General features: G+C 63.7%; 7 protein-coding genes. 1 reads left to right on the top strand and 6 read right to left on the bottom strand.

The features are described from left to right. Positions 1-37 precede the first annotated feature (37 nt). The 6 genes from RCO31_RS32040 to RCO31_RS32065 form a co-directional block, all read right to left on the bottom strand. Positions 38-1,705: a thiamine pyrophosphate-dependent enzyme gene (locus RCO31_RS32040; protein ID WP_308972426.1), complete on the bottom strand. Its 1,668-nt coding sequence runs from the start codon at positions 1,703-1,705 to the stop codon at positions 38-40. Positions 1,706-1,783: 78 nt separating this feature from the next. Continuing rightward, complete coding sequence (locus RCO31_RS32045; protein ID WP_308972427.1) at positions 1,784-2,572, bottom strand: SDR family NAD(P)-dependent oxidoreductase; 789 nt, start codon at positions 2,570-2,572, stop codon at positions 1,784-1,786. A 78-nt stretch (positions 2,573-2,650) separates the two neighbouring features. Then, on the bottom strand, positions 2,651-3,496 hold the full coding sequence (locus RCO31_RS32050) for a carbohydrate ABC transporter permease (protein ID WP_374991564.1): 846 nt from the start codon (positions 3,494-3,496) through the stop codon (positions 2,651-2,653). Positions 3,497-3,539: 43 nt separating this feature from the next. Next, positions 3,540-4,505: a sugar ABC transporter permease gene (locus RCO31_RS32055; RefSeq protein WP_308972429.1), complete on the bottom strand. Its 966-nt coding sequence runs from the start codon at positions 4,503-4,505 to the stop codon at positions 3,540-3,542. Positions 4,506-4,640: 135 nt separating this feature from the next. After that, the gene (locus tag RCO31_RS32060; RefSeq protein ID WP_308972431.1) at positions 4,641-5,978 is read right to left on the bottom strand and encodes an extracellular solute-binding protein; all 1,338 of its coding nucleotides are present in this window, start codon (positions 5,976-5,978) and stop codon (positions 4,641-4,643) included. Between the two features lie 116 nt (positions 5,979-6,094). Continuing rightward, the gene (locus tag RCO31_RS32065; RefSeq protein ID WP_308972432.1) at positions 6,095-7,150 is read right to left on the bottom strand and encodes a sn-glycerol-3-phosphate ABC transporter ATP-binding protein UgpC; all 1,056 of its coding nucleotides are present in this window, start codon (positions 7,148-7,150) and stop codon (positions 6,095-6,097) included. A 413-nt stretch (positions 7,151-7,563) separates the two neighbouring features. On the opposite strand from RCO31_RS32065, the gene RCO31_RS32070 reads away from it, so the two are divergent. Further along, complete coding sequence (locus RCO31_RS32070; RefSeq protein ID WP_308972433.1) at positions 7,564-8,445, top strand: IclR family transcriptional regulator; 882 nt, start codon at positions 7,564-7,566, stop codon at positions 8,443-8,445. Positions 8,446-8,930 lie beyond the last annotated feature (485 nt).

An 8,930-nucleotide genomic window follows, 5' to 3' on the forward strand; every position in this document is an offset into this window, starting at 1 on the left:
TTGATGTAATACTGAAGGCCGGGAGACGTCCCGGCCTTCACCCGCCGCGCACGCGGCGCAGATTCATGAACTGGAACGGCGCCTTCATGGCGCCGACCGGCACTTCGATCACCGTCGGCAAATCGGCGCCAAGGCCTGCGGTAATCGCCGCGGTCAGTTCGGCCGGCGTCGTTACCCGCGCAGCACGCGCGCCGAAACTGTCGGCGAGCTTGACGAAGTCGGGATTGGTCAGGTCGCTGGCGATGACGTGTCCGTTGAAACTCTCTTTCTGGATGCGCTGGACGTTGCCATACGCATTGTCGTTGAACACGACGAAGACGATCGGCAGCTTGAAGTGCACGGCGGTCGCAAGCTCCGGCATCGTGAACATGAAGCCGCCGTCGCCGTTGATCGAGACCACCGGACGATCCGGCAGCGCCGCCTTGACGCCGACCGTGGTCGCGACGCCCCAGCCGAGCGTGCCCTGGAAACCCGAGGTGATGTAGCTGCGCGGGTTGTAGACCGGGAACGCGAACCGCGAGGCATAGCCGATCTGGGTCATCTCCTCGACCAGGATGCCGTCCTCCGGCAGCGCCGTGCGCAACGCCTTCACCCAGCCAATCTGTTCAGGCAGTTCGCTTTCGACGGCTGCGGTGAACTTCGCCTTCCGCTCGGCGAGCTCGGCCGTCATCGGCCGCTGCTTGACGGGCTTCAGCACCTCGAGCAACGCCGCGACGTTCGCCTTCGCATCGCCGACGATGCCAAGTGTCGGCCGTTCGATGCGGCCGATCTCCTCGGCATCCGTTTCGATGCGAATGATGGTGAGCTTCTTGTCGGTGCCCCAGCCGCGATAGGGGACCGACATGCGGCTGCCGATCGCCAGCACCACGTCGGCCGCAGGCCAGAGCTGATGTGCCACCGCCCACGGCGCTGCCAGCGCATGCCGCGCATCCATCACGCCGAGGCCCATGCGCAAAGCCGTCACCGGCGCCTGCAGGCGCTCCGACAGTTCGCGCACCTCCCTAGAGGCGCCCTGCGCGCCGCCGCCGACGATGATCAGCGGACGCTCGGCCTTGGCGAGAAGCTCGGCTGCGCGCTCGATCAAGGCCCAGTCGACCGGAGCCACACGCGGCTCAGCCGCGGCAAGCGCCGCGGTCGGCGCGGCATTCGCCCAGACGTCGGTCGGTACTTCGACGCCGACGGGACGTGGACGGCCCGAGACCAGGTCGCTCAAGATCGCCTGCATCGCATTTGGAGCTTCGAACGCACTGTCGATCCGGCGTGAGGCCTTCGTCATCGAGCGCAGGATGCCGGTCTGGTCGACGACCTCGTGCAGCGCGCCGAAACCACGGCCGATCTGCGCCATCGGAATCTGCGAGAGCAGGATCATCACCGGCGCGCCGGTCGAATAAGCGGTGGCGAACGCCGTAGCCCCATTCAGGAAGCCGACACCGGGCACGAGACAGCATGCCTGCGGCTTGCCGGTCGCAAGCGCTGCGCCCATCGCCATATAGGCAGCGCCCTGCTCGTGCCGGCTGTGGATCGGCTTGAGGTCAGACTGGCGATGCCACAGCGCATCGAAGAACGGATCGTTCTGCACGCCGGGCAGGCAGTAGAGTTTGTCGATGCCGGCGCCGACAAGGCTGTCGATCACGATGTCGGCGGTGCTGCGATGAGGCTGCGCGTTCGAGCGTTGGGCGGATTGCGCGGCAGTGCGTTCGTCCATGGCCTGCTCCCTGACCGGCGCTTGTTATGTCGCGCCTTTCGCAACGATAGTCCGGCGTGCGCCAGTTGCCTAGACGCTTCACCGCGGCCAGGTGCGCAACGCGACGAGACCGCCGTCGATCGGCAGCAGCAGCCCCGTGACCCAGCGCGATTCGTCGGAGGCGAGATAGACCGCCCCATAGGCAATGTCCCACGCGGTTCCTTCGGTCTGCATCGGCACCATCTTGCGGCGCCGCTCGCGCGCTTCGTCGCCCATGTGCGCCACCATCGGCGTATGCACGGAGCCGACGACGATGCAGTTCGCGCGGATGTTCTGCGTCGCATAGTCGGCGGCGACCGACTGGGTGAAGCCGTGCAGGCCCGCCTTCGCCGTCGAATAGGCCACCGCGCCGGAACTGCCCATCAGCCCGAGGGCCCCGGCAATCGACGACACCATGATGACGGAACCGCCACCGCTCGCCTTCATCCGCGGCAGGCATGACTTCGTGCACAGCATCGTCGTCGTGAGGTTGGCCTCGAGCACCCTGTTCCAGTTTTCCAGCGTCACCGTTTCCGGCGTGCCCGGCGCACCGATGCCGACATTGTTGTGCAGGATATCCAGCCGGCCGTAGGTCTTCACCGTGAAATCGGCCATCGCTTCGCACACGTCGGCCCTGGCAACGTCGCCCGCGAACACGGAGGCCTCGCCGCCCTCGTCCTTGATCGTCTTCGCAAGCTTCTCGGCCCGCTCGACGCTGCGGTTCACCAGCACCACCTTCGCGCCCTCGCGCGCGAACATGATGGCAACCGCCATGCCGTTGCCGACGCCCTCGCCGCGCGGCGCCGCGCCCGTCACCACCGCCACCTTGCCCTTGAGCCGCCCTGCCATGTTCATCTCCCCCGAAGATCGCTTCCGGCAGTGTTCGGATTTTTTGAAGATTTCAGCAAGGCCGCGGCAGGATGGCCCCTATTCCTTGACTGCGCCGGTGAGCGACGAGACGTAGTAGTCGACGAACAGCGAATAGAACAGCGCGACGGGAAGCGAGCCGAGCAGCGAGCCCGCCATCAGCGCGCCCCACTGATAGACGTCGCCGGAGACGAGCTCTGTCAGGATCGCCACCGGCACGGTCTTGTTTGCGCTGCTCTGGATGAAGGCGAGCGAGTAGATGAACTCGTTCCACGACAGCGTGAAGCTGAAGATTCCGGCCGAGATCAGCCCCGGCACCGCCAGCGGCAGTGTGATCTTGCGCAGGATCTGCAGCCGCGTCGCCCCGTCGACCAGCGCGCATTCCTCCAGCTCATAAGGGATCGACTTGAAGTAGCCGATCAGCAGCCACGTGCAGAACGGCACAAGGAAGGTCGGGAACACCAGGATCAGAGCCAGCGGCGAATCGAACAGGCCGAACTGGACGATCACGGTCGCCAGCGGAATGAACAGGATCGACTGCGGCACGAGATACGCCAGATAGATGCCGAGACCGACATACGGGCTGCCCTTGAACCGCAACCGCTCGATCGCATAGGCCGCAAGCGTGCTCGCGAGCAGCGACAGGAAGGTCGAAGCCACCGCGACCAGCATCGTGATCCACAGCCAGCGCGGATAGGCGGTGTTGAACAGCAGATGCTTGATGTGGTCGAGGGTCGGCGACGTGATCCAGAACGGATTGTGGGTCTTGTAGTCCAGAAGCTCCGCGTTCGGCTTGAACGCCGTCAGTGCCATCCAGTAGAACGGGAACAGCAGGATGAAAACGAAGACGGCCAGCGGCAGATAGATCGTGATGATCCTGCGGGTCTTCGAATCCCACGACATCATCTCCGGCTTGGTTGCAGCCGCGTTGACCTGATTGGTGACGACATCACTCATTGTCTGATCCCTGCTGCCATTTCCGGCGGCCGAGGCCGAAGTAGCTGAACAACGTTGCGAACACGAGGAACGGAATCATCGACACCGCGATCGCCGCTCCCTCCGCCAGCTCACCGCTGGCGATGCCGCGCTGGAACGCCAGCGTCGCGAGCAGGTGCGTAGAGTTCACCGGGCCGCCGCGGGTGATGGCGTAGACGAGCTGGAAGTCGGAGAAGGTGAAGATGATCGAGAAGGTCATGACGATGGCGAGGATCGGCATCATCATCGGCAGCGTGATGTGGCGGAAGCGCTGCCAGGGCGTCGCGCCATCGAGCATCGCGGCCTCATAGAGCGACGGCGAGATCGTCTGCAGGCCAGCCAAAAGCGAGATGGCGACGAACGGTATGCCGCGCCAGATGTTGGCGGCGATCAGCGAGAAGCGGGCCGACCACGGGTTGCCGAGAAAATCGATGTTGGTCTCGCGCCAACCCAGCACGTCGACCAGCAGATACGAGATGATCGAGAACTGCGGATCATAGATCCACCAGAACGCGATCGCCGACAGCACCGTCGGCACGATCCACGGCAGCAGCACGATGGCGCGGAGCATGCTCTTGAACGGCAGGTGCTGGTTCAACAGCAAGGCCAGCCAGAAGCCCAACGCGAATTTTCCGATCGTGGCGACGCCGGTATAGAGCACGCTGTAGAACACGGCGTTCCACCACAACGGATCACTGAGCAGGTACTCGAAGTTCTCAAGGCCGATCCAGACGCCACGCCGGCCGATGGTGGTGTCGGTGAACGCCAGCCAGATACCGAGGCCGAGCGGATAGGACAGGAACACGGCCAACAGGCCGACCGCCGGCGTCAGGCATACGAAGATCAGGAACAGCTTGTTGTCGAACAGCCGCGCCAGCGCGTTGGGCCTTCGCGTCCGGACCGCCACCTGGTCAATTGCAGTCGCTGTGGTCAGTGCCATTTCATGGTTCCGGCTAACGTCATCGAACTGGAGGCGCCGTCATGGCCGGCTCCCGCCTTCGCTCTTCGAGCTATGGCGGGCAGGCCCGGCCATGACGCGTCAGGTTTGACGACCACCTCGGTTCACGCTTCCAATTCAGCTCCGCCGATAGTAACGGCGGGCGCGGCGCTCGGCTTCCTTCGCAGCGGCCTCCGGCGTCGCTTCGCCGGTTGCCACCGACGCGCACATCTGCACCAGCACATAGTCGGCGTTGACCGCGCCGCTCGCCTGCGAGATCGGACCCTTGTAGCCGGTGTAGAACTTCGATTTCATGCTGTCCTTGAACAGCTTGACCTTCGGATCGCCGGACCAGACCGCAGCGTCCTCATAGGCGGCGAGCGGTTGCGACCAGTAGCCGCTGTTCGCATCGAGCCACGGCTCGTACTGCTCGCGCTCCAGCATGTAAGTCACGAACGCCTTGGCGGCATTCGGGAACTTCGAGTGCTTGAACACCATGGCATTCAGACACAGGCCGCCCATCGGCGCCGTCTCCGCCACGCCTTTCGGCAGCAGCTGGTGCTCGGAGTCGTCGGCGACCGGCCGCGTCGCCGGATCGTTTTTCATCGAGAAGTAGAGCGAGACGCCGTTCGCCGTCATCGAGATTTCGCCCGAGGAGTACGCGCGGTTGTTGGAGACATCGTTCCACGAGGTCGTGCCAGGAATGAAGGTCGGATAGAGCTCCTTCAGATAGCCCAGCGCGTTGACCGTCTCCTTGGAGTTGATGATCACGTCGCCCTTCTCGTTCAAGAGCGACGCGCCGTGCGACCACAGGATCCAGTTCGCAAAACCGTTACCGTCGCCCACGGCATTACCGAGCGCAAAGCCCGCCGGCTTGCCGGCAGCCTTCAATTTCTTGCAGAGCTCCAGCACGCCCGGCATGTCCTCCGGAACCTTGTCGTAACCGACGGACTGGAGAACTGACTTGCGGTAGATCAGCGGCCCTGCGCTTGCACCGAACGGAATGCCGATCCACGCATTGCTGTCGTGGCGCTTGCCGTACCGCTGGGCCATGGTGAGCCAGCCGCCGTAGCGCTTGCCTATATAATCAGCCACATCGGTGAGCTCGATCAGCTTGTCGGCATAGATGTGCGGAGCGTCCGAGAAGCCGATGATGAGGTCGGGGCCTGCACCGCTGTTCGACGTCACCGCGGTCTGCTGGTTGATGTCTTCCCAACCAACGAAATCCACTTTCACCTCGACGCCGGTCTTCTCGGTGAAGCGCTTGGCGTTGCCGCGGAAGATGTCTTCGTCCGGCTGCACGAACTTGACCGGCCGCAGCATGCTGAGTTTCGCGCCGCTCTCGATCTTGAAGTCCGGCGCCGGAACGTCCGCGACCTTGATTCTCGACTGCTGCGCGGACGCGCCGGTGACCGCGAGCGCGGCGGCAGAAACGCCAAGAGCCAATGCGTCGCGGCGAGTGAATTGATCCTGCATGACGTCCTCCTCTATCCTTTTGAATTAGTTATAGACTCCGCCTCGTCATCACGATCGAGCGCTGCATCCGCGGCCCTCGGACTGGATTGCTTCGCTACGCTCGCAATGACGTCTCCCTAGTTGATTGAAATTCGATTGCCCTTCTCGGCATCGAAAACGTGCGCCAGCGCGCGGTCCGGCATGATGCGGATGGCTTCGCCCGGTTTGGCATTGACGCGTTCGCGGAACGTACAGACGAGTGGCGTCTCGCCGACGCGCACCGAGACCTGGGTTTCCGACCCCATCGGCTCGACGAGGTGCACGCGCGCCTCAATGCCCTTGTCGGGGCTGAGATGGATGTATTCCGGACGGATACCGTAGACCGCAGGTCCGGAGCCCATGCTTTTCGGCAGTGGCAGCATCGCGCCACCCTCGGTGCGGAACTGGTCGCCGGAGATCTCGCCCTTGAGCAGGTTCATCGCCGGCGAGCCGATGAAGCTCGCGACGAACAGATTCGTCGGATGGTCATAGAGATCGAGCGGCGAACCGATCTGCTCCACATTGCCGTCGCTCATCGCCACGATCTTGTCGGCCATGGTCATGGCCTCGATCTGGTCATGGGTGACGTAGACGGTCGTCACCTTCAGCCGCTGATGCAGGTCCTTGATCTCGGCGCGCATCTGCACCCGCAGCTTGGCGTCGAGGTTGGACAGTGGTTCATCGAACAGAAACACCTGCGGGTTCCGCACGATCGCGCGTCCCATGGCCACACGCTGGCGCTGCCCGCCGGACAGCTGCCGCGGATAGCGGCCGAGGAACTGGCCCAGCCCGAGAATGCCGGCAGCGCGGTTCACTTCCTGCTGGATCCTGTCCTTCGGCGCACCGGCCAGCATCAGCGAGAAGGCCATGTTGTCGTACACGGTCATGTGCGGGTAGAGCGCGTAGTTCTGGAACACCATCGCGATGTCGCGCTCCTTCGGCGCGACATTGTTCACAACCCGGGGACCGATTCGGATTTCGCCGCTGGTGATGTTTTCCAGCCCTGCGATCATCCTGAGCAGGGTCGATTTCCCGCAGCCAGAGGGGCCGACCAGCACCACGAATTCACCGTCGTCGATATCGACATCGACGCCGTGCAGCACCTGGACGCTGCCGAACCGCTTGGTGACGCTGCGAATATCGACACTGGCCATCTGTCCTCCCGTGATGCCACGAGCTAGCTCGCGGCGATTCCTATTCCCTTAGTCGTCGTTTCTTCTTTTTGTCATCTTCGGTCGCTTCGCGAGCCGTCGCAAACTCTATCGGCGCATCAGTTTGCTATCGAATCCCAATCGGCGGAAGTTTTCATCCAGCGAAAAAGCAAACCGTCGCACCTGAACTTTAGTAGCCCCCGCATGCTCCCGACGCAAAGTTGTACGATGTCATACCACCTTGGCCAAATGTGCGCTGCAGCAAACTTGCAGTCGGCGCCGCTGCCATGCTTAGTTAGATTCGCTGCAGTGAAGCGCATCCGCAAAAAAGCGCAGCGATAAAAGCGCCTTGCCGTCGTCAAGTTTCCATATTGCGTCGGCTCAATGGGATGAGGCTTCTGCCGGGAGTGAAGCGCATGGCTGTGTACCAGAACCGCTCGGTCGGACGTGTCCTGAGCATCCTTGAGCTTCTCGGCAACACCTCCAAGGCGCTGACGCTCACCGAAATCGCACGTGGCGTGAAGCTCGATGCCAGCACGGCCTACCGGGCCTTGCGCGCGCTGTGCGAACGCGGGTTCGTCTACCGTATCGAGGCGACCCGGCGTTACGTGCTGAGCTACAACGCCTTTCGCCTCGGAAGCCCGGACCGCGTCGTCCAGGGCATCAACAACCGGGCACGCATGATCATGGTGCGGCTGGCGAAGGACCTGAACGAGACCATCCGCCTGGCGGTGCTGGAGGGCGCCGAAGCGCGCTTCTGCGCCGAGGCAGGCGTAGCGCGGCCCGGCCTGCGAATGCTTGGCGCGATGGTCGACGCACACGCCTCCGCTGCCGGCAAGGCACTGATCGCCTGGCGCTCGCGCGCGGAGATCGAGTTGCTGTATCGCGGCCGCAGCATGCACGTCTATTCCGAGCGCACGCTGCGCAACGTGCCGATGCTGCTTGCGGAACTGGCGGAGGTCCGCGCCCGCGGCTGGGCGGTCAGCGAGGGCGAAGGCCTGCGACCGGACGATCGCGGCCTCGCCGCGCCCTGCTTCGATTCCAACGGTCATGTGCGGTTCTCGATTGCGATCGCCTCGACCCGCAAGCGGCTGCCGCCGAGCCGCGACAAGTCCTGCCTGCCGAAACTGTTCGCCGCGACGCGCGAGATGTCGGATGCACTCGGCCTGCTCGGACCGGATTGGGCGCCGCCCGGCGCCACCGATTACTCCGAGGTTGCCGCGAGCTACTACAATCCGCCGGCGCGCGAACCGGTCGAACCGCGACGGCAGCCTGCGGACGTACACGCGGAAACATAGCATCGTCATTTTGCGACGTTTGTGACCTTTGGTTTGCCTGTAGCCCGGATGAGCGAAGCGACATCCGGGTGAGACGTGTCGCGGAGTCAGTTCCCGGATTTCGCTGCGCTCATCCGGGCTACGGACGTGCATCGTCGCCCCCCGTTCATATCCGGCCTGAGGCTTGCCGGTCTTCTTTGCCTTCCCTTGCCCGAAAGGGCTGTGCGGAACGCAAGGGCGTTTCACCGCGCCCGCGGCGCCGTATGCCTTTTGGGGCATACGGCAGCCGTGTGCTTTGGAAGGCACACGGCAAACCTGCCACGGAGGAGGCTCAACGCCTGCGCTCCGCACGCGATGGTTCTTTTCACGGCTTGCTGCATGTCCCCGGGCCTCGCCACTTTCGCTGGCTTCGCCCGGTTCGTGCGAACTGTCGCCCGGACATGCACTTGGACCGTCCGTCCGTCGTACCGGCGTCTTGATTGCCTTCGGGCATCACACGGATTTCT

Origin of the sequence: Bradyrhizobium sp. LHD-71 (assembly GCF_031157255.1) — a bacterium.
In the GTDB taxonomy this organism is placed as follows: domain Bacteria; phylum Pseudomonadota; class Alphaproteobacteria; order Rhizobiales; family Xanthobacteraceae; genus P52-10.